This window comes from Microbacterium sp., assembly GCF_035556355.1.
In the GTDB taxonomy this organism is placed as follows: Bacteria; Actinomycetota; Actinomycetes; order Actinomycetales; family Microbacteriaceae; genus Microbacterium.
The window spans coordinates 46,469-65,970 of record NZ_DATMFG010000024.1; the positions used below are offsets into that span (position 1 = coordinate 46,469).

General features: G+C 72.8%; 16 protein-coding genes. 9 read left to right on the top strand and 7 right to left on the bottom strand.

What is annotated here, in order from left to right:
- Positions 1-167 precede the first annotated feature (167 nt).
- From VNR19_RS06615 to ahcY, 5 genes are all read left to right on the top strand, one after another.
- Complete coding sequence (locus tag VNR19_RS06615) at positions 168-3,230, top strand: glycosyltransferase (protein WP_325725093.1); 3,063 nt, start codon at positions 168-170, stop codon at positions 3,228-3,230.
- 67 nt (positions 3,231-3,297) lie between these two features.
- Positions 3,298-4,680, top strand: a complete 1,383-nt coding sequence (locus tag VNR19_RS06620; protein WP_325725095.1) for a DUF5719 family protein — start codon at positions 3,298-3,300, stop codon at positions 4,678-4,680.
- 75 nt (positions 4,681-4,755) lie between these two features.
- A complete protein-coding gene (locus tag VNR19_RS06625) occupies positions 4,756-5,187 on the top strand; it encodes a metallopeptidase family protein (protein WP_325725097.1) in 432 nt (143 codons plus the stop codon).
- A 236-nt stretch (positions 5,188-5,423) separates the two neighbouring features.
- Positions 5,424-5,630, top strand: coding sequence for a DUF3499 family protein (locus VNR19_RS06630; RefSeq protein ID WP_325725099.1), 207 nt, complete (start codon positions 5,424-5,426; stop codon positions 5,628-5,630).
- Between the two features lie 43 nt (positions 5,631-5,673).
- Positions 5,674-7,197, top strand: coding sequence for an adenosylhomocysteinase (ahcY, locus tag VNR19_RS06635; RefSeq protein WP_325725101.1), 1,524 nt, complete (start codon positions 5,674-5,676; stop codon positions 7,195-7,197).
- Between the two features lie 106 nt (positions 7,198-7,303).
- Here the strand turns inward: ahcY and VNR19_RS06640 are convergent, their stop codons facing one another.
- Entirely contained in the window at positions 7,304-8,167 is an 864-nt protein-coding gene (locus tag VNR19_RS06640; protein ID WP_325725103.1) for an RDD family protein, read from the bottom strand.
- Between the two features lie 18 nt (positions 8,168-8,185).
- Between VNR19_RS06640 and VNR19_RS06645 the strand changes: the two genes are divergently transcribed.
- From VNR19_RS06645 to katG, 3 genes are all read left to right on the top strand, one after another.
- Entirely contained in the window at positions 8,186-9,181 is a 996-nt protein-coding gene (locus VNR19_RS06645) for a stage II sporulation protein M (RefSeq protein ID WP_325725105.1), read from the top strand.
- 62 nt (positions 9,182-9,243) lie between these two features.
- Positions 9,244-9,684 (top strand): Fur family transcriptional regulator, encoded by a 441-nt coding sequence (locus VNR19_RS06650; RefSeq protein WP_325725107.1) that lies wholly within the window; start codon positions 9,244-9,246, stop codon positions 9,682-9,684.
- A 46-nt stretch (positions 9,685-9,730) separates the two neighbouring features.
- Positions 9,731-12,010, top strand: a complete 2,280-nt coding sequence (gene katG, locus VNR19_RS06655; protein ID WP_325725108.1) for a catalase/peroxidase HPI — start codon at positions 9,731-9,733, stop codon at positions 12,008-12,010.
- An 87-nt stretch (positions 12,011-12,097) separates the two neighbouring features.
- On the opposite strand, the gene aqpZ is transcribed toward katG, so the two are convergent.
- The 6 genes from aqpZ to VNR19_RS06685 form a co-directional block, all read right to left on the bottom strand.
- Positions 12,098-12,886 (bottom strand): aquaporin Z, encoded by a 789-nt coding sequence (gene aqpZ / locus VNR19_RS06660; protein ID WP_325725110.1) that lies wholly within the window; start codon positions 12,884-12,886, stop codon positions 12,098-12,100.
- 121 nt (positions 12,887-13,007) lie between these two features.
- The gene (locus VNR19_RS06665) at positions 13,008-14,321 is read right to left on the bottom strand and encodes a DUF58 domain-containing protein (protein WP_325725112.1); all 1,314 of its coding nucleotides are present in this window, start codon (positions 14,319-14,321) and stop codon (positions 13,008-13,010) included.
- Between the two features lie 20 nt (positions 14,322-14,341).
- Positions 14,342-15,322, bottom strand: a complete 981-nt coding sequence (locus VNR19_RS06670) for an AAA family ATPase (protein WP_325725114.1) — start codon at positions 15,320-15,322, stop codon at positions 14,342-14,344.
- Positions 15,319-16,518 carry a DUF4350 domain-containing protein gene (locus VNR19_RS06675; RefSeq protein WP_325725115.1) on the bottom strand — a complete coding sequence of 400 codons (1,200 nt, stop codon included), beginning with the start codon at positions 16,516-16,518 and terminating at the stop codon, positions 15,319-15,321. Before VNR19_RS06675 ends, VNR19_RS06670 begins: the two co-directional genes overlap by 4 nt.
- Positions 16,515-17,207: a DUF4129 domain-containing protein gene (locus VNR19_RS06680; RefSeq protein ID WP_325725117.1), complete on the bottom strand. Its 693-nt coding sequence runs from the start codon at positions 17,205-17,207 to the stop codon at positions 16,515-16,517. Before VNR19_RS06680 ends, VNR19_RS06675 begins: the two co-directional genes overlap by 4 nt.
- On the bottom strand, positions 17,198-18,640 hold the full coding sequence (locus VNR19_RS06685; RefSeq protein WP_325725120.1) for a DUF7847 domain-containing protein: 1,443 nt from the start codon (positions 18,638-18,640) through the stop codon (positions 17,198-17,200). Before VNR19_RS06685 ends, VNR19_RS06680 begins: the two co-directional genes overlap by 10 nt.
- Before the next feature lie 180 nt (positions 18,641-18,820).
- On the opposite strand from VNR19_RS06685, the gene mtrA reads away from it, so the two are divergent.
- Positions 18,821-19,501: an MtrAB system response regulator MtrA gene (mtrA, locus tag VNR19_RS06690; RefSeq protein WP_325725121.1), complete on the top strand. Its 681-nt coding sequence runs from the start codon at positions 18,821-18,823 to the stop codon at positions 19,499-19,501.
- Position 19,502 lies beyond the last annotated feature (1 nt).

Below are 19,502 nucleotides of genomic sequence, written 5' to 3' on the forward strand. Positions count from 1 at the left end.
GAGGGTCACGGGCGGGTGCCGTGCGGGGGGCGCGGCACCGGGGAGTTCTCGCGAATCGCACGTATACGAGCAGATTCGCGGTCCCGCCCGACTCGCCGTCACGATCCGGGGGCTACCGGCGCGTGGCGCCGGGTGTGATCGGATCGTCCGCCTAGGCTGACGACGTCATGCCCGCCAGAGTCCACGCCATACTCGTCGTGCGCGCCGACGGTCACCCGGCGGCCCCGTTCCACGCACGACGCACACTCGCGGCGCTCGACCGCCAGACGCGGCTGCCCGATGACGTGACCATCGTCCTGTGCGGCGACGATCCCCGCACGCTCGAGGCCGTCGGCGTCGCCGCGTCCGGCTCGGAGACCGAGACCGGGTCGGACGGGGGACCAGCGATCCTGCGAGCGCCGGCGGGCACGTCCTTCGCGGATGCCGTCGAGCTCGCGACCCGCACGGTGCAGATCCTGCCGGCGACCGAGACGTCGGCCGTGGCATCCGGCACCGGCGACGCCGTCGCGTGGCTCGACGACGAGGCATCCCGCGACGCGGCGGTGACGCCGACCGCGCCCGTCGAGCCGCCCGCGCGGCGCGGTGGCGACGCGGTATGGCTCCTCGCGCAGGACACCGCACCCGAGCCCGCCGCCCTCGAGCGCCTCGTCGGCGCACTCGAGGTGGCGCCGACGGCGGCGTTCGCGGCACCCAAGCTCGTGCGCTGGGACGACCGCGGCGAGCTCGTGTCGCTCGGCGTGACGATGACCCGCTACGGTCGCACGGTCGGCCTCGCCGACGGCGAGCTCGACCAAGGGCAGCACGACGTCGTGGAGGACGTTCTGGGCTCCGACGTGCGCGGCATCCTCGTGCGCGGCGACGCGTGGCGCGAGCTCGGCGGGCTCGACCGGGCTCTCGCGGGCGCCGACGAGGGGCTCGACCTCGGCGTGCGCGCGCGACTCGCGGGCCACCGCGTGACGTTCGCGTCGCAGGCGCTCATCGCCGTCGCGGGGGACGGCGTCGCCGGCCTTCCCACCCCGGTCGACGCCGTCCGGCGCCGCCACATCGCGTACGCGACGCGCACGGCTCAGCTGCACCGCCGCCTCGCGTACGCACCGCCGGCCGCGCTCCCGTTCCAGTGGCTCGCGATCCTCGCGCTCGCTCTGTGGCGCACGATCCTCCGCCTCGCCGCGAAGCAGCCCGGACTCGTCGCCCCCGAGTGGGCCGCCGCCGTCGTCGCGCTCGTCCGCCTTCGCGCGATCGCGCGCTCGCGCCGCCGCATCCGCGAGACCCGCAAGCTGCCGTGGTCGCAGCTCGCGCCGCTGCGCATCTCGCAGGTCGAGCTGCGCGAACGGCTCGAAGAGGAGCCGGATGCGGCGGCGACGACGCCCGCACGCGGCGAGCTGCGCTTCTTCACCGGCGGCGGAGCGTGGCTCGTGCTCGGTGCGCTCGTCGTGTCGATCGCGGCGTTCCCCGCACTCCTCGCATGGCCTGTGCTGGGTGGTGGTGGGCTGCTGCCGTTGCATCCGGTTCTCGGACAGCTGTGGGCCGACACCGTCTACGGCTCGCGTGCGATCGGACTCGACACCGTCGGACCGGCGGACCCGTTCGCCGCGGTCGTCGCCGTGATCGGGTCGCTGTGGCCGATCGCGCCGTCGCGCGCGCTCGTCGTGCTGTGGGTGCTCGCGATCCCGCTCGCGGCGCTCGGGGGGTGGTTCGCGGCGACGCGTGTGAGCGATCGCCCCGTGCTGCGCTTCACGGGGGGCGTCGTGTGGGCGCTCGCGCCGACGTTCCTCGCGGCGCTCATCCAGGGCAGGCCGTCCGCCGTGCTGCTGCACCTGCTGCTGCCGTGGCTGTTCTACGCGGGGTCGGTCGCGCACCGCGCGTGGGTGCCTGCGGGCGCGGCCTCCATCCTCCTCGCGCTGTGCGTCGCGTGCGCGCCCGCGCTGGCGCCCGCGTTCGTCACGATCTGGATAGGCGCGCTCGCGCTCGACATCATCGTGCGGGGAGGCCGCGGCGCGGGCCGGCTCGTGTGGCTCGTCGTCCCGACGGTCCTCTTCGCGGCGCCGCTCGTCTGGTACCAGCTCCGCTACGGCTCCGCCCTCGGGCTGCTCGCCGATCCCGGCGCCGTGTGGGCGGGGCCACAGGTCGCGGCGGATGCCTCGGGCCGCGCGTCGCTCGCGGCGGGCCTGCCCACCGGCGACCTCGCCGGCTGGGCGACGATGCTGCCCGACGCCGACCTGTGGTGGGTCCCCTTGCTGGCTGCGCCTGTCGCGGTGCTCGCTCTCATCGCACCGCTCACGCAGCGGTGGGCCGCCGGCGCGGTGCTGCTCGTGGTCGGTGCCCTCGGGCTCGTGACGGCTTTCGCGGCGGTCGGTGTCGCGGTGGCGTTCACGCAGTCCCGGTCCGTCCCGATCTGGCCCGGCACGGGCTTGAGCCTCGCCTGGCTCGGCGCGCTCGGCGGCGCGCTCGTCACGCTCGACGCCGCGATCGGCTCCGGACGCGAGCCCGGCTTCGGTCACGTCGCGTCGCCCGTGCTCGCGCGGCGGCTCGCGGCCGCCCGCTCGGGCCTCGCACTTCTCGTCATGGTCGCGATCGCGGTGCTCGCGGTGCCGAGCCTCACGGCGCTCACGCGCGGAAGCGCGCTCATCGGCCTCGGCGATCAGAGCACGCTGCCGGCGTTCGTCGCGGCCGAGGGACGGGAGGACCCGGATGTCGGCACGATCGTGCTGCGCCCCCAGAACGAAGGCGGCGTCGCTGCCCGCGTCGTGTGGGGCGCGAGCGAGACCCTCGGCGGACAGGCGACGATCGTCTCGACCCGTCCGCGAGCGACGACCGAGGATCGCGACCTCGCCGAGCTCACCGCCGACCTCGTGACGCCCGCCGCGACCGACGTCGTGGCGCGACTGGCCGAAGACGGCATCGGGTTCGTGCTGCTCGCGCCGAGCGATCCGCCCGAGTCGGATGCCGCGCGCGCCCTTCGCCTCGGCGCCGCGACGTCGCTCGACCAGCGCGACGGGCTCGTCGCCGTCGGCGAGACCGCGAAGGGCTCATTGTGGCGAGTGACCGGGGACGTCGCGCCGCGGCCGGCTGCCCCGGCGTCGGCGACGACGCTCGCGGGGCTCTTCGCGATCGCGCAGCTCATCGCGCTCGCCGTCGCGGTGCTGCTCGCGATCCCGACCGCGGCATCGCGCCGTGCCGCGCGCCACACGTCGCGCGTCGTCGGCCCGCACTGGCAGGAGGGGCGATGAGGATCGGTGGGTGCGCGGTTCGTGTCGGGTGCGCGGAGCGCCCCGATCGCCCGAAGGGGGCGATCATATGAGCGACCGACGGATCTTCCGCTGGGCCACCTCGGGCGCCCGCGTCATCGCCGGGACGGTCGTCGCCGTGGGGTTCGTCGTCGCCGTGGTGACCGCCGCGGGCGTTCCCTGGCCGAGCTACGAGCGCCGCCCGGTCGAGATCACCGCCGTGCCGGTGCCTTCGGCGTCGATGCTCGTGTGCTCGGGCGACCTCCTCGCCCTCGGGCAGATCGTCGAGGACCCCGACCAGGTGGTGGTCACTTCCTCGCAGTCTGTGGTGGCCGGGGCCGAGGATGGCGCGATGGTGGAGTTCGTCCTCGGCGGGCCGGGTGCTCCGCGGGCGTACAGCAAGGAGCCCGACGGCTCGCGGCGTTTCATGGTCGCGGCATCCGGGGCGGCGACCGCCGACGCAGCGTTCCTTCGCGGCTACGCCGCTTCGGCCTGTCGTCCGCCTCTCATCGAGTCCTGGCTCGTCGGCGGATCGGGAGAGACCGGTGCGGCCGACATCGTCGTGATCTCCAATCCGGGTCGAGTCGCCGCGACGGTCGAGCTGACGGTGTTCGGGGCCACCGGGCCCGAGGTGCCTCCCGGAGGCGCCGCGATCGTCATCCCGGCCGGCCAGCAGCATGTCGTCCCGCTGTCGGGCATCGCGCGCGGCGAGGCGAGCCCGATCGTACGGGTCAGCGCGACCGGCGCTCCCGTGACGGCGTCGTTGCAGACGAGCATCACGCGCACGCTCGCGACGGGCGGGGTCGACCAGGTCGACGCCGTCGCGGGCCCCGACACCGTGCAGGTGGTGGCGGGCATCCCGGTCATGGCGAGTGCGGCGGCCGAGGGGCAGGTCGCGACCATCGCCCGCGTGCTCTCTCCCACCGCCTCCGGCACGGCGACGCTCACGGTCATGAATGCGAGGGGCGGCACGCCGGCGCGCGAGCCGCAGCAGCTCGAGCTCACCGCGGGCCTGCCGATCGAGGTGGACCTCGGCGGACTGGAACCGGGTGACTACACGGTCGAGGTGACCGCGGATGTCCCGATCCTGGCCGCGGTGTGGCAGACGACGGGGTTCGCGCCGGGCGCCGACTTCGCGTGGTACACGCCCGCGCCGGAGTTCGACGGCACCACGATGCTCGCCGTCCCGGCGGGGCCGCCTCGCACGCTGACGCTCGTCAACCGCGGCGACGCGGAGGCGCTCGTGAGTGTGAGCGACGGCGCGCAGTCATCGCAGACCGTCGTCCCGCCGCGCGGCTCGACGGTCGTGCGCGTGGCCACGCAGGGACTCGTCACGCTGGAGTCCACCGCCCCCGTGCACGCGAGCCTCTCGCTCACGGGCGACGGCGCTCTCGCGGGCTTCCCCGTGTGGCCTGCCGACACGGGATCCGAGGCCGTCGTCGTCTACCCCTGAGCCTGCTTCTCGCGCTGGTCGCGCCGCCGGGTTCCGGCGACGCCCGGGGTCGTGAGCCCGCCTAGGATGGGGCGCATGGCGTGGCGCAGAACCCGGAGCGCCGTGCGGCGGCCCGCGCGGCACGGCCGTCACGGGCGCGAAGGACGCAGCCCCGTGGTGCGGCCGCCGCTGCCGCCGCTCGACACGCGCGTCGACCGGTTCGACCTCGCGGTCGCGACCGCCGCGGAGTTCCTCCGCTCAGCGTGGCCGGAACTGCGGGATGTGCGCTTCGAGGTCGCCGACATGCCGCCTGCGGCCGACGCCGAGGGCATCCCGCGCTGGAAGGTGCTCGCCGACGAGCGGCGCATCATCCTCTACCGTCTCCCGATCGAGCGACTCAGCCACCTCCACCGCAACGACGACCTGCATCGCCGCATGATGGTGGAGAGCTGCGTGTTCCGCGCCGCCGCCGAGTACCTCGACCGCGACCCGTGGGATCTCGGGCCGGAGCGGTTCCGGTACTTCTGACGCGCGCCGGACAATGCGGCGAAGCCGCGTCGAGGCGGCGCGGGTCAGGGCTGAGCGAGGAGCGCAGCGACGAGACGAAGCCCCTTCGGCGAACGCCTTCGCGGTTCGTCTCGCTTCGGTCGCTCAGCGACCGGGTGTGGGACGCTCGCTCAGCGACCGGGTGGGGTGGGCTCACTCGCTGGTCCCTCCGGCGCGCCCCCGCACGGTGCATCCGTCTCGCCTGTAGCGTGGCGGCGATGCGCGAGAGACTCTGCTCCAAGGTCGGGTGCGCCCGCGAGGCGGTGTCGACCCTCACGTACGACTACGGCGACCAGATGGCCGCGATCGGCCCCCTCGCCGTCAAGCTCGATCCGCACGCCCACGACCTGTGCGCGATCCACACCGAGCGGCTCTCCGTGCCGAAGGGCTGGGTCGTCGTGCGTCACGAGACGCTGCAGGTCTGAAGCGTCCCAGGCCGCGCCCGGCAGGGCATGGGAGAATGGCCGGATGCCGATCGACGTCTCGCCTCGCTCCGCCGCCTCGACCGACGCTGCCACCGAGGCATCCGCCCGTCGCCTCGACTACGAGGTCGCCGACCTCTCGCTCGCCGAGGCCGGTCGTCACCAGATCCGTCTCGCCGAGAACGAGATGCCGGGGCTCATGGCCCTGCGCGAGGAGTTCGGCCCGACGCAGCCTCTCAAGGGTGCGCGCATCGCTGGCTCGCTGCACATGACGGTGCAGACCGCCGTGCTCATCGAGACCCTCGTCGCGCTGGGCGCACAGGTTCGCTGGGCGAGCTGCAACATCTTCTCGACGCAGGACGAGGCCGCAGCCGCCGTCGTCGTCGGCCCGAACGGCACGGTCGACGCCCCCGCCGGCGTGCCCGTGTTCGCGTGGAAGGGCGAGACGCTCGAGGAGTACTGGCGCCTCGCCGACCGCATCTTCGACTGGTCGGCCGAGGGCGCGGACGGCCCGAACCTGATCCTCGACGACGGCGGCGACGCGACACTGCTCGTGCACAAGGGGGTCGAGTTCGAGAGGGCGGGAGCTGTTCCCGACCCTCCGGCGGGCTCAGGGGCCGGTGAGGCGGCATCCGCCGAGTACCGCGTGATCCTCGACACGCTGCGCGCGAGCCTCGCACGCGACCCTCAGCGCTTCACCCGCATCGCCAAGGGGCTCATCGGCGTGACCGAGGAGACCACGACCGGTGTGCACCGCCTGTACGAGCTCGCCGCGAAGGGGGAGCTGCTGTTCCCCGCGATCAACGTGAACGACTCGGTGACCAAGTCGAAGTTCGACAACGTCTACGGCATCCGCCACTCGCTTCCCGACGGCATCAACCGCGCGACCGACGTCCTCATCGGCGGCAAGGTCGCGTTCGTGGCGGGCTACGGCGATGTCGGCAAGGGCGCCGCGGAGGCGCTGCGCGGCCAGGGCGCCCGCGTCATCGTGGGCGAGATCGATCCGATCTGCGCACTGCAGGCGGCGATGGACGGCTACCAGGTCGCACGCCTCGAAGACGTGATCGGCGAGGTCGACATCGTCATCACGGGCACCGGCAACACGCGCGTCGTGACCGTCGAGCACCTGCTCGGGCTCAAGCACCTCGCGATCGTCGGCAACGTCGGCCACTTCGACGACGAGATCGACATGGCCGGCCTCGCGGCGCTCCCCGGCGTCGAGAAGGTCGAGATCAAGCCCCAGGTGCACGAATGGCGGCTGCCGAACGGACGCAGCGTGCTCGTGCTGAGCGAGGGACGCCTGCTCAACCTCGGCAACGCCACGGGGCATCCGTCGTTCGTCATGAGCGCATCCTTCGCGAACCAGGTCCTCGCGCAGATCGAGCTGTTCACGCGCCGGGAGCAGTACCCGACGGGTGTCCACACGCTTCCGAAGGCCCTCGACGAGAAGGTCGCGCGCCTGCACCTGCCCGCGCTCGGCGCGAAGCTGACCGAGCTGACTCCCGAACAGGCGGCGTACCTCGGCGTGCCGGTCGAGGGGCCGTACAAGCTCGACCACTACCGGTACTGACACGGGCGCTTCGTCTCGCTGCGCTCGCTCAGCGACCGGGTGTCATTCCTGCGATCGCTCAGCGACCGGGCGCTGAGCGAGGGAGCGGAGCGACCGAGACGAAGCGCTACCGCGAAGGGAACCCGCGCGGTGCCGGCGGGCTCGCCGCGGTGAGGGTGTCGACTCGCTGCGCCTCGAGGGTCAGCGCGCGCAGCTCCCGCTCGCGCCGCACGGCGGCGACGGCGCGCAGGAACGTCTCCGGATCGGCTGCGGGCACGGGTGACACGAACGGGCGCGTCTCGTACGCGAGGGTCGTGGCGAGCCGGATGCGGGCGGGCGGGTCGAGCCGGTCCGCGCTCTGCGCGAAGCGCGCGATGCGCCGTGCGAGCGTGTCGGGCAGCCGCGCCACGTCGGCGGTGGCCGCCCATGCCGCGAGCGACGGCGGAACCCCCGGCGACGGCGCGGGCAGGCGTGGCGTGCGCGTGCGCTCGGAGTAGGTTCCCGCGACGAGGTCGCCGAGCCGCTGCGATCGCGGAGTGAACGCCCCCACGATCGCGGCGACGGCGCCGAACGTGAGCCACAGCTCGATGACGCCGACGAGGGCGCGGATGAACGCCTGGCGGAATCCGGATGCCCCGCCGTCGGCCCGCACGATGCGCCCGCCCACCGCGAGGCGGCCGAGGCTGCGTCCGCGCGTCGTCGTCTCGACGACGGTCGGGATCACGACCATCACGAGCACGAGCACGGCGATCGAGAGGATCGGCACGACGTTCTGGTCGATCACGCCCTGCGCGAGGAGCCACGACGCCACCAGCGCGAAGAGGATGAGCACCAGGACGCCCACCACGATGTCGATCAGGGTGCCCAGCGCACGCAGGAAGTACCCGAGGGGCTGCACGTCGAGGGCGACGGCCTCGCCGGTGAGGATCTCATCCTGGTGAAGCTGCACCACCGAGACCCCCGGGCCGGGGGAGGGGGCGGGATCGGGCATGGGTACAGTAAACAGCAAATGGATCTCGACGCCCTCGCCGCCGCCCGCCGCGAGGAGTGGGCCCGGCTCGACGAGCTGAGCCGCGCGCGGCACCTCACCGGCGCCGAGGTCGACGAGCTCGTGACGCGCTATCGCGCGGCCTCCGCCGATCTCGCCGACATCAAGACCTCGGCGGGGCGCACGGCGCACGGGGACCACGTGTCGACGATGCTGGCACGCGCCCGCCTGCGGCTGACGGGCGCTCCCGAGAACGTGCTGCGCCAGATCCCGCGGTTCTTCGTGCTGCAGCTTCCCGCGGCGCTGTACCGGGTGCGGTGGACGACGCTCGTGATCGCCCTCGGGTTCGTGGCCGTCACGACGATCGTGGCCGCGTGGGTGTCGTCTGACCCGGCGCTCGTCGCGAGCCTCGGCGACCGGGCGCAACTCGAGCAGTATGCCGAGAACGAGTTCACCGACTACTACACCGAGAACCCCGCGGCGGTGTTCGCGGGCACGGTGTGGACGAACAACGCGTGGATCGCCGCGCAATGCGTGCTGTTCGGCATCACGGGCCTGTGGCCGATCATGGTGCTCGTTCAGAACGCCGTCGGCGTGGGCACCGCCGCGGCCGTCATGATCGCGTTCGACCGTGCCGACGTCTTCGTGCTGTACATCCTCCCGCACGGTCTGCTCGAGCTCACGGCCGTCTTCGTCGCGGCCGCGGCGGGGCTGCACATCTTCTGGGCGTGGATCGCTCCGGGTCCGCGCAGGCGCGGAGAGGCGTTGGCCTCCGCCGGCCGGTCGCTTGCGACCGTCGCGATCGGGCTCGTGTTCGTGCTTGCCGTGTCGGGTGCGATCGAGGGCTTCGTGACGGGCCAGCCGTGGCCGTGGGCGGTCAAGATCGGCATCGGGGCGGGCGCGCTCGCGCTGTTCCTCGTCTACATGCTCCTCGTCGGCGGGCGTGCGTACCGCGCGGGGGAGACGGGCGACCTCACGGAGTACGAGACGGGCACGCCGACGCTCACGGTGGGCTGAGGATCCCACTGACTGGGTCCAGCTTTTTTTGGATTGTTCAAAACAACGGTAGAGTGGGAGGCGTGACGATCGCCGACTCCCACCCCGAAGCCGAGACCGCGATCCGCGGCGCCGGGCTTCGCGTCACAGAGTCCCGCCGCGCCGTCTACGAGGCACTGCGCGAGCACCCGCACGCGAGCGCCGAAGACGTGTTCGCGCAGGTCGTCCCGACCGTGCCGGGCACGAGCCTGCAGTCGGTGTACAACGCGCTCAACGACTTCGTGGGCGCGGGCCTCGTGCGCCGCATCGAGCCCGCCGGGCGAGCGGGGCTCTTCGAGCTGCGCGTCGCCGACAACCACCACCACATCGTCTGCCGCTCGTGCGGCGCGATCGAAGACGTCGACTGCGTGCACGGCGAAGCGCCGTGCCTGCAGCCCTCCGACGCACACGGCTTCGCGCTCGAGGTCGCCGAGGTCACGTTCTGGGGCGTATGCCCCGCCTGCTCGACCGACGCGGTCACCTGAACCGCGGTCGCCTGATCCGTCCACCCCCTCCGAGGAAGGAACATCCATGACACAGATCGATGACACCAGCGGCATCGGTGAGAACCCGACCGACATCGACCAGTCCGTCACCGTCACCGACACCGAGGAGGCCTACGCGGAACAGGCCGAGTCGTGCCCGGTGATCCACAAGCAGCCGCACCCCACCACGGGCTCGGCAAACCGCGTGTGGTGGCCGAACCAGCTGAACCTCAAGATCCTCGCGAAGAACCCGGCGGAGCGTAACCCGCTGGGCGAGGAGTTCGACTACAAGGCGGCGTTCCTCAGCCTCGACCTCGCCGAGGTCAAGAAGGACATCGCCGAGACGCTCACGACGTCGCAGGACTGGTGGCCGGCGGACTTCGGCCACTACGGTCCGCTCATCATCCGCATGGCGTGGCACAGCGCGGGCACGTACCGCGTGACCGACGGCCGCGGCGGCGGCGGCGCGGGCCAGCAGCGCTTCGCACCGCTGAACAGCTGGCCCGACAACGTCAACCTCGACAAGGCCCGTCGCATCCTGTGGCCGGTCAAGAAGAAGTACGGCCAGAAGATCTCATGGGCCGACCTCATGATCCTCGCCGGCAACGTCGCGCTCGAGACGATGGGCTTCAAGACCTTCGGCTTCGCCGGTGGTCGCCGCGACGTGTGGGAGCCGGACGACGACGTGTACTGGGGCCCCGAGACCACGTGGCTCGGCGACGAGCGCTACAAGGGCGACCGTGAGCTCGAGAAGCCGCTCGCGGCCGTGCAGATGGGCCTCATCTACGTCAACCCCGAGGGCCCGAACGGCAACCCCGACCCGGTCGCGGCGGCACGTGACATCCGCGAGACGTTCGGCCGCATGGCGATGAACGACGAGGAGACCGTCGCACTGATCGCGGGCGGCCACACGTTCGGAAAGACGCATGGCGCGGCACCCGACTCGAACCTCGAAGACAACCCCGAGGCGGCCGGCCTCGAGATGCAGGGCCTCGGCTGGAAGAACAACTACGGCACGGGCAAGGGCGACGACACGATCACGTCGGGCCTCGAGGTCACGTGGACGTACCACCCCACCCGCTGGGACAACGAGTTCTTCCACATCCTGTACGCGTACGAGTGGGAGCTCATGGAGAGCCCGGCAGGCGCGCACCAGTGGCGTCCCAAGAACGGCATGGGCGCCGACATGGTGCCGCTCGCGCACTCCGAGGGCAAGCGCGAGCCGCGTATGCTCACGACCGACCTCGCGCTGCGGTTCGACCCCGAGTACGACAAGATCTCGCGTCGCTTCAAGGACGACCCGGATGCCTTCGCCGACGCCTTCGCGCGTGCGTGGTTCAAGCTGACCCACCGCGACATGGGCCCGATCGAGCGCTACCTCGGCCCCGAGGTGCCCAGCGAGGAGCTCATCTGGCAGGACCGCGTCCCGCCGGTCGACCACCCGCTCATCGACGCCGCCGACGCCGCGGCTCTCAAGCAGAAGGTGCTCGAGTCGGGCCTCACGGTCTCGCAGCTCGTGTCGACGACGTGGGCGGCGGCCTCGACCTTCCGCGGCAGCGACAAGCGCGGCGGTGTGAACGGCGCCCGCATCCGTCTCGCCCCGCAGAAGGACTGGGAGGTCAACAACCCCGCCCAGCTGGCGATGGTGCTCTCGACGCTCGGCGGCATCCAGCGCGATTTCAACGCCGCGCAGACCGACGGCAAGAAGGTCTCGCTCGCCGACCTGATCGTGCTCGCGGGCAACGCGGCCGTCGAGAAGGCGGCGAAGGACGCGGGCGTCGACGTCGAGGTGGAGTTCCACCCGGGTCGCACGGATGCCTCGCAGGAGCAGACCGACGTCGAGTCGTTCCAGTACCTGGAGCCCGCCGCCGACGGCTTCCGCAACTACCAGGGGCCCCTCGCCGAGCTGCCCGCGGAGTACCACCTCATCGACAAGGCCAACCTGCTCACGCTCACGGCGCCCGAGATGACGGTGCTCGTCGGCGGCCTCCGTGTGCTCGGCGCGAACTGGGACGGCTCGGAGTACGGCGTGTTCACCGACCGTCCGGGCGTGCTGACGAACGACTTCTTCGTCAACCTGCTCGATCTCGGCACGACGTGGAAGCCGCTCGACCCGGGCTCGCACGCGTTCGAGGGTCGCAAGGACGGCTCGGGCGAGCTCGTCGGCCGCGGCACGCGCGTCGACCTCGTGTTCGGCTCGAACTCCGAGCTGCGCGCGCTCGCCGAGGTGTACGCGTCGGACGACGCCCGCGAGAAGTTCGTGCGCGACTTCGCCGCCGCGTGGGGCAAGGTCACCGAGCTCGATCGCTTCGACCTGCACGCGTGATCCACGCGCGCTGATCCGCACCGCAACGCGGAAGCCCGCCCCCGACAATGGGGGCGGGCTTCCGCGTTGCGAGTACCCCGCGGGCGATCAGCGCGTGCGCGCCTCGCGCTGCGCGGGTGCGACGGGCCGCTTCTCGAAGAGCGCGCGGTGCAGGAACCCCGCGAGCACGCCTCCGACGAGCGGGAACACGATGAACACCCACAGTTGGATGAGCGCGTCGGGTCCGCCGTAGATCGCGGCGGCGATCGAACGCGCCGGGTTGACCGACGTGTTGTCGATCGGGATCGACGCGAGGTGGATGAACGTCAGCGTGAGGCCGATGACCAGCCCGGCGAATCCGGCGGTGCCGCGCTGCGGGTGCGTCACGCCGAGGATCACGAGCACGAAGATCGCCGTGAACAGGATCTCGGCGATGATCGCCGCCCCGAGGCCGAAGCCTCCGGGCGAGTGCTCGTCGAATCCGTTGCTCGCGAAGCCGGCGTCCTGCGCAGACGACAGCCAGCCGTTCGGACCGAACAGTCCGATGAGCACGAGGAGCGTCGTGCCGACGGCACCGCCGACGATCTGCGCTATGACGTAACCGGCGACGTTGCGCCATTCGAACCGGCCGGCCGCGGCGAGTCCGAACGTGACGGCCGGATTGAAGTGGCCGCCCGATACCGGACCCCACGCGTAGATGCCCGCCATGACCGTGAGGCCGAAGGCGAGCGCGACCCCGAGGTACCCGATTCCGAGCGGCGAGCCTTCGGCGCTGACGCCGGCGTTCGTCGCGAAGAGGGCGGCCCCGAGGGATCCGAAGACGAGCAGAAACGTTCCGAGCGCTTCCGCGACGAGCTTCGTCGCGGTACTGGGGGCGCTCGCGTTGTCGTCCGACATTGCGGCTCCTTCCTTTCGAGCGCGAGCGTAGCGCTCGGGCGTGTCGCGCGTGCCGCACCGCTCCGGGCGTGTCTGCGACCGATCAGGGCGGGCTGCGGATGCGCCGCCCGCCGCTTCGCGCCTAGAGACGCCCCGCGGCCTTGAGTGCGAGGTAGCGGTCGGCGATCTTCGGGGGGAGGTCGTCCGGTCCTGCCGAGATCGCCTCGGCGCCCGCACGCGCGACGGCGGCGGCCACGCGCGCGGCGTCGCGCTCGGCGCGCTCGACCGCGGCGGCGCGGTACACATCGGCCGCATCGGGACGCGACTCGTGGTCGGCGGGGAGCGGCTCGGGGGAGTCGGAGACCGTCCCCACGAGCACGTGCGCGCGCCGGGTGAGGGCCGGAAGCGATCCCAGGAAGCCCCGTGCGGACTCCGGCGCGTCCTGGGCTGTGAGGAGCACGACGAGCGACGGACGCGACGTGAGCGTGCGCATCTCGGCGATCACCGCGTCCCAGTCGGTCTCGATGAGCTGCGGTTCGACGCTCGCCATCGCGTCGACCATCGCCGGCAGGAGCGCGGGCCCGTCGACCCGGGTGACCCGCGCGCGGGTCACGCGATCGAACATGAGCAGGTGGGTGTGGTCGCCCGCGCGGTTGGCGAGCGCCGCGAGCAGGAGCGCCGCCTCCATCGCGGCGTCGAGACGCACGCCGTCGCCCACGCGCGCGGCCGCGGTGCGGCCCGTGTCGACGACGATCACGACGTGCCGATCGCGCTCCGGCCGCCACGTGCGCAGCATGGTCGTCGTCGCCCGCGCCGTCGCCCGCCAGTCGATCGAGCGCACGTCGTCCCCGCGCACGTACTCGCGCAGGCTGTCGAACTCCGTGCCCTGACCGCGCACCTGCACGCTCGTGTTGCCGTCGAGCTCCCGCAGGCGGGCGAGGCGCGACGGCAGGTGACGCCGCGCGGTGAACGGCGGCAGCACGCGGATGACGCCGCGCGCCGCGATGCTCGCCTGGCGCCCCGCGAGCCGCAGCGGCCCCTCCGACCGGACCACGACGAACTCCGACACGAGCTCGCCCCGTCGGCGCGGCAGCAGCGGCACCGCGACGCGGCGGCGCTCGCCGGGAGGCAGCACGACGCGCGGCCGCTCAGCCGGAGCGCCCGCGGTCGGCTGCCATGCGTCGCGCACGCGCGCCCGCACGGTGCGCGATCCTGCGTTCGCGAGCACGAGCTCCGTCATGATCTGCTGGCCGAGCAGGGTGCGACGGGCGCCTCGGCGCTCGACGCGGATCGCCCGCGGATCGGGGGCGGCCGCGGCATCCGCGAGCACCAGGATCGTGACCAGCACGACCCACCCGACCGTCGCGAGCCACGCGTCCACGCCCGCGAGCGACAGCAGCACGACGGGCACGACGCCGGCGGCGACGAGCAGGGGAGCACGGAAGGTGAGGTACATCGGGCGTCGTGACTCCGGCGTCAGATCGGCACGCGGGTCTGCTGCAGCACGGCGCCGAGCACGGCGTCGACCGAGACGCCCTCGAGCTCGGCGTCGGGCCGCAGGCGGATGCGGTGGCGCCACGTCGGCACGAGCATCGTCTGCACGTGGTCGGGTGTGATCGCGGGATAGCCGCCGAGCCACGCCCACGCCTTCGCCGCGGCCAGCAGCGCGGTCGCCGCGCGCGGGCTCACGCCGAGCAGCACCGAGGGGCTGCGGCGGGTCGCCTGCGCGAGGTCGACGACGTAGCCGAGGACGTCGTCGGCGACGGTGACGGATGCCGCGGCCCGCTGCGCCGCACGGATCTCGTCGGCGCCCGCCGCCGGCACGAGCCCCGCCGCCGCGAGGTCGTGAGGGTCGAATCCGCTCGCGTGGCGGCGCAGCACCGCGAGTTCGGCATCGCGCGGCGGCACGTCGACGATGAGCTTCAGGAGGAACCGGTCGAGCTGCGCCTCGGGGAGCGTGTACGTCCCCTCGTGCTCGATCGGGTTCTGCGTCGCCGCGACGAGGAAGGGCTCGGGGAGCGGGCGCGTCACGCCGTCGGTCGAGACCTGTCGCTCCTCCATCGCCTCGAGGAGGGCCGCCTGCGTCTTGGGCGGGGTGCGGTTGATCTCGTCGGCGAGCACGATGTTCGTGAAGACGGGGCCCGCGCGGAACTCGAACTCGCCGCTCTTCGCGTCGTACACGAGCGACCCCGACACGTCGCCGGGCATGAGGTCGGGCGTGAACTGGATGCGCTTGGTGTCGAGCCCGAGCGCCGTGCTGAAGGCGCGCACGAGGAGGGTCTTGGCGACCCCGGGCACCCCCTCGAGCAGCACGTGCCCGCGGGCGAGGAGCGCGATGAGCAGCCCGGTCACCGTGCCGTCCTGCCCGACGACGGCCTTGCCCACCTCGAGGCGGACGCGGTTCATCGCGTCGCGCAGCGCGGCGTCGTCGAAGGTCTTTCTCGCGGCGTCGGTCATTGCTTGTTCCTTTCGGGACGGACGGCGGCCCGCACGGCGTGCTCGAGCTGCCGGATGCGCTGGGCCAGCGCGACGAGCTCGGCGTCGTCTGCGGGGATCTGGTCGATGAGGATGCCGCGCACGATCGCGCGGTCGACGCCCGCGCGCGCGGCGGCGGCGTCGCAGATCTCGGGCGCGGACGCGGCCCGGCCGAGTCCGAGCAGGTGTGAGAGGCGCTCGAGCGCGCCGATGCGCAGCTGGTCGAGCGCGTGCACCGCGTCGCGCGACTGCGCGTACAGGCGCGCGCGGCCCTCGGTCGTCTCGGATGCGCGCACGGTGACCGGAAGGCGTTCGGTGACGAGGGGGCCGAACCGGCGGCCGCGCCAGATCGCCGCGGCGACTCCCGCGATGATGAGCAGCACGATGACGGGGCTGACCCACGGCGGTGTCAGCTCGCCGAGCGACGGGTTCGCGTCGGCGAGGTCGGAGTCGGCGGGGCTCGGCATGTACCAGACGAGGTGGGGGTGCCGGCCCATGAGGTTCGCGGCGAGTGCGGCGTTGCCGTCGGCGGCGAGATGCTCGTTCGTGAAGAGGGCCCGAGCGTCGACCGCCGAGATGCGGCCGCCGTCGGCGTGCGGGCCCGACAGGAGACCGAAGCCCTCACCCGACGGGTAGCACGCCTCCGCGGCGTCGCCCGCGAGGAACACCGCGCCCGGTGCGACGGGCCCCGCACGCTGCGCGTCGGGCAGGTCGCACCGCGGCTCGATCGGGTCGGCGCCCGCGGCGCCGGCCGGCCCCGCACCCACGAACGCGAGGCGCAGGGTGCGCGAGCGCGGGTCGACAAGGACGACGTCGGATGCGGCATCCGCCAGCTCTTCGATCGCCTCGTCCGAAAGGGCGGGCGCATCCGGCAGCACGAGCGTCGCCGGGCCTTCCGTGAGCTCGCGCGCGGCGGTCGCGCGGTCGCGCGCCACAGTGACGTCGACGCCGTGGTCGCGCAGGATCTCGACGATCGCCCGTGTCCCCGTGGGGCCGGCGGACTCGGGGTCGAGCATGCCGCGCTCGGCCCATTGGCCGATGCCCGAGAGCACGACGCCGAAGCCGGCCGCGACGACGAGCGCGACGACGATGACGATCCACGTGATCGCGCCCCGTGAGCGCTTCGCGGCGGGCGGAGGCGTCGCCGGCACCTGCGTCGGCGTGGCCGTGAGGGTCATGCGAGCGCCCCCGGTCGGTCGACGAGGAGGGGACGCTCGGAGGCGATGGCATCGTCGGCGTCGGCGACGACGCGGTACAGCTCTCTCGTGCCGGGGCGGCGCAGGTAGCGCACGTCGTCGAACGCGGCGGCCGCGCGTTCGAGTTCGTCTGCGCGGGCGGGGAAGGCGCGCGCCGCGGCCCTCGCGAACGCGTGGACGGTCGCACCCGGCGGCACGTCGACGACGTCGCGCTCGATGAGTCCGCGCGCGAGCGCGCGGAAGCGCACGATGACGGCGGCGTCCCAGTCGCCCGCATCCGCGTGCTGCGCGGCGGCGCGGCGCAGCTCTGCCGCGCTGCGTCCCTCCCTCGCGCCGAAAAGCTCTCCGACACCGGTCGCGGCGCGCCTGGTCGCCCGGGGGACGCCCCACACGAGCAGCGCCGCGACCACGACCGCGACGAAGACGATCGCCGCGATGATCGCGATCGCCGAGCCCCACCCGCCGCCGAGCTGGACGTCGAAGAGGCTCACGATGAAGTCGCCGATCGCTCGCGCCATGCGGTCCAACAGCGTGGGCTCGGCCGCCTCGTAGACCGGGTCGGCCAGCTCGCGCTCAGCCCACTCGCGCGCTTCGTCGCCGTCGGGCGTGAGCGGCGGCGCGCTCACGACGAGCACCGCCGCGCGCGCCGCGAGCGGGCCGATCAGGGCCACGGATGCTCGCGGTCGGCGTCACCCGCCGGGCGGCCGGGGGCGGCCCACTGCGTCGGGTGAGGTGCGTCCGGGTGGGGCGCCGTGGCTCCGGCCCCCTCCGGCGGGGCCGGCTGTGCGGGCGGTGCGGGCGCCGTTCCGGGGGGCGGCGGGTAGGCCGCGTACGGCGGCATCGCGGGCGGGGGCGGAGAGCCGCTCGGCGCCGGTGCGTAGCCGCCCTGGGTCTGCGGGTACGCGTTCGGCGGCGGAGGGTAGCCGCCCGGTGCCGGTGCGTACGCGCCCGGAGCGGGCGGCGTTCCGTACGCACCCGGGGTGTTCTGCGGGAAGTGCGGATATCCGGCGGGCGGGCCGTACGCGGGAGCCCCATAAGGCACGCCCACGGGCGCCGGGCGCACGAACGAGCGGCCGATGCCCTGCGTGTACGGGTCGGGGAGGCCGGTCGCCCCTGCGTCGCGGCGCTCGACGTAGGTGAGGAGGTCGAGGTCGAGGCCCTCGCGACGCATGCGGCAGTCGATGTAGATCAGCGCTGCCGCCGTCGCCTGCACGATGAGCGCCATCGACTGGATGAGCAGTGTGACCGCCTGGGTGAGCAGCCCGGTCACGATGATCGCGACGATCCCCGTGGGGCCCGGATCTCCGGTCGGGGCGATCACCGTGCCGAGTCCCGCGGCGATGACGGTGAACGGGATCCCGACGATCTGGCCGACCACGCCGAACACGAGCGAGATGAGCACGATCACGCCGAGCGCCGGCCAGAAGCGGCCCCGGATCAGCGTCCACGAACGGGCGATCGCGCCGAACACCGACGCCTTCTCGAGGATGATCGCCGCCGGGGCGAGCAGCAGCTTCGTCGACAGCCACAGCCCGAGCGGGATCGCCCCGAGCACGACGAGGACGATGAGCGCGGCCGCCGCCGGCGGCGAAGCCGTGCCGATCGCGAAGAGCACGCCGCCCACGACGGCGATGGCGGCGATCGTGACGAGCAGCAGGAGAAGCGTGTAGCCGATGAGCCGCCACACGACCGGGCGCACGCGGCGCCACAGCGCGCCGAGCGTGAGCTTCTCGGCCACCGCGGCGTGCGCGACCTCGCTCACGACGATGCCCTGCACGATGACGCTCAGCACGCCGACGGCGAGCGACAGGACGACGCCTGCGACGATCGTGATCGCGGTGGATCCTGCGGCGATCGCGTCGTACTCGTCCGTGCCCGGTCGGACGGTGTCGAGCCGCGAGAACGACGCGAATGCGATGGCGCCGATCGCCACGAGCAGCAGCAGGTAGGCGCCGGTCTGGACGCACAGCGCGAAGCCCAGCAGCACGCGCGGGTTCTGCCGCAGCGCGGCGAACGACCTGCCCAGGATCGTCCCGAAGGTCAGCGGATGCAGGGGGATGATCCCGGGCCGGGATGCCGGTGTCCAGGCCGGATAGGCGGTCACGGTTCGCCTCCTCGATGCACGGACCTGCGCGGGCTGAATCCCTATCGTGTCATACGCGCGGCGATCCCTCGGCCTGCCTTCAGGCGGTGTGGATTACGCTGGGCGAAGCGCCCGGCGGACGCGCACCACCGTCGTGCCCGCAGCCGCACCCGGGCCGGACGCAAAGGACCGACGCGTTACATGACTTCACGAATTCTGGTGGTCGACGACGACACCGCCCTCGCCGAGATGATCGGAATCGTGCTGCGCACGGAAGGCTTCGACACCGTCTTCTGCGCCGACGGCGCGAAAGCCGTCGACGTGTGGCGGTCGGAGCGACCCGACCTCATCCTGCTCGACCTCATGCTCCCCGGCATGGACGGCATCGAGATCTGCACGCGCGTGCGCGCGGAGTCGGGCGTCCCGATCATCATGCTCACGGCACGCACCGACACCGCCGACGTCGTGAAGGGCCTCGAGTCGGGCGCCGACGACTACATCGTGAAGCCCTTCAATCCGAAGGAGCTCGTCGCCCGCATCCGCACCCGCCTGCGCCCCGCGGCGCAGCCGGGCGGCGAGATGCTGCGCGTCGGCGACCTGACCGTCGACGTCGCCGCGCACGAGGTGCGCCGCGGCGACACCGTGATCGCGTTGACGCCGCTCGAGTTCGAGCTCCTCGTGGCGCTCGCCTCGAAGCCGCAGCAGGTGTTCTCGCGCGAGATGCTGCTCGAGCAGGTCTGGGGCTACCACTACAAGGCCGACACGCGTCTCGTGAACGTGCACGTGCAGCGTCTTCGCGCGAAGGTCGAGCAGGACCCCGACAACCCGAAGATCGTCACGACGGTGCGCGGCGTGGGCTATCGCGCCGGCGCCGTCGTCTGAG

Coding starts and splice junctions, on each gene's coding strand:
- VNR19_RS06615 (WP_325725093.1), top strand. CDS start 168: ATGCCCGCCAGAGTCCACGCCATACTCGTCGTGCGCGCCGACGGTCAC.
- VNR19_RS06620 (WP_325725095.1), top strand. CDS start 3,298: ATGAGCGACCGACGGATCTTCCGCTGGGCCACCTCGGGCGCCCGCGTC.
- VNR19_RS06625 (WP_325725097.1), top strand. CDS start 4,756: ATGGCGTGGCGCAGAACCCGGAGCGCCGTGCGGCGGCCCGCGCGGCAC.
- VNR19_RS06630 (WP_325725099.1), top strand. CDS start 5,424: ATGCGCGAGAGACTCTGCTCCAAGGTCGGGTGCGCCCGCGAGGCGGTG.
- ahcY (WP_325725101.1), top strand. CDS start 5,674: ATGCCGATCGACGTCTCGCCTCGCTCCGCCGCCTCGACCGACGCTGCC.
- VNR19_RS06640 (WP_325725103.1), bottom strand. CDS start 8,167: ATGCCCGATCCCGCCCCCTCCCCCGGCCCGGGGGTCTCGGTGGTGCAG.
- VNR19_RS06645 (WP_325725105.1), top strand. CDS start 8,186: ATGGATCTCGACGCCCTCGCCGCCGCCCGCCGCGAGGAGTGGGCCCGG.
- katG (WP_325725108.1), top strand. CDS start 9,731: ATGACACAGATCGATGACACCAGCGGCATCGGTGAGAACCCGACCGAC.
- aqpZ (WP_325725110.1), bottom strand. CDS start 12,886: ATGTCGGACGACAACGCGAGCGCCCCCAGTACCGCGACGAAGCTCGTC.
- VNR19_RS06665 (WP_325725112.1), bottom strand. CDS start 14,321: ATGTACCTCACCTTCCGTGCTCCCCTGCTCGTCGCCGCCGGCGTCGTG.
- VNR19_RS06670 (WP_325725114.1), bottom strand. CDS start 15,322: ATGACCGACGCCGCGAGAAAGACCTTCGACGACGCCGCGCTGCGCGAC.
- VNR19_RS06675 (WP_325725115.1), bottom strand. CDS start 16,518: ATGACCCTCACGGCCACGCCGACGCAGGTGCCGGCGACGCCTCCGCCC.
- mtrA (WP_325725121.1), top strand. CDS start 18,821: ATGACTTCACGAATTCTGGTGGTCGACGACGACACCGCCCTCGCCGAG.